This window comes from Rothia sp. HMSC067H10 (assembly GCF_001810635.1).
GTDB lineage: Bacteria > Actinomycetota > Actinomycetes > Actinomycetales > Micrococcaceae > Rothia > Rothia dentocariosa.
In genome coordinates, this window is record NZ_KV802275.1 from 1 (window position 1) to 950 (window position 950).

Annotated in this window: 1 rRNA gene; it reads right to left on the reverse strand. The window is 50.8% G+C overall.

From position 1 onward, the window contains the following. Positions 1-518, reverse strand: a 16S ribosomal RNA gene (locus tag HMPREF2756_RS00765); the annotation flags it as partial. Between the last annotated feature and the right edge of the window lie 432 nt (positions 519-950).

The following is a 950-nucleotide window of genomic DNA, read 5'->3' on the forward strand; positions in this document are numbered from 1 at the left end:
CGTATTACCGCGGCTGCTGGCACGTAGTTAGCCGGCGCTTTCTCTGCACCTACCGTCACTTTCGCTTCTTCGATGCTAACAGAGGTTTACAACCCGAAGGCCGTCATCCCTCACGCGGCGTCGCTGCATCAGGCTTGCGCCCATTGTGCAATATTCCCCACTGCTGCCTCCCGTAGGAGTCTGGGCCGTGTCTCAGTCCCAGTGTGGCCGGTCACCCTCTCAGGCCGGCTACCCGTCGTCGCCTTGGTAAGCCATTACCTCACCAACAAGCTGATAGGCCGTGAGCCCATCTAAAACCACTCCATAACGCTTTCCACCAACACCCCATGCGGAGATTGGTCGTATCCGGTATTAGACCCAGTTTCCCAGGCTTATCCCAGAGTCAAAGGTAGGTCACTCACGTATTACTCACCCGTTCGCCACTAATCCACCTAGCAAGCTAGGCTTCATCGTTCGACTTGCATGTGTTAAGCACGCCGCCAGCGTTCGTCCTGAGCCAGAATCAAACTCTCCGTTACAAAAACAAAAAGCAAACGCATGATCCCATAACTCTCAAAAAAACAATGAACTACTGACAAAACAAAAAACAATCAGGACACAAAACACCAGGCACACCAACGCACCCCATACTCTGCGCCCCACACGAATGTCCCAACCAGCAGACACCACAACAAAATTTTTCAGAACTACAAGACCACACCAAAAAACATGACCTCAATAAGATCAAAAAACATATACGGTATCAACCCCGCACACCAACACCCCCACTACGAAGGCACCAGCGCACTGTCACAACATCCCGTTTCACCAATACACATCATCACAACACAACACACAGTTGTGCCAAAAACGTATTGAACAAAGCACACTCTTGAGTTCTCAAACAACACACCACACCAACAACACCACCACACACAAACACGCATGCAGAGACCATCATCAGCCGGTCA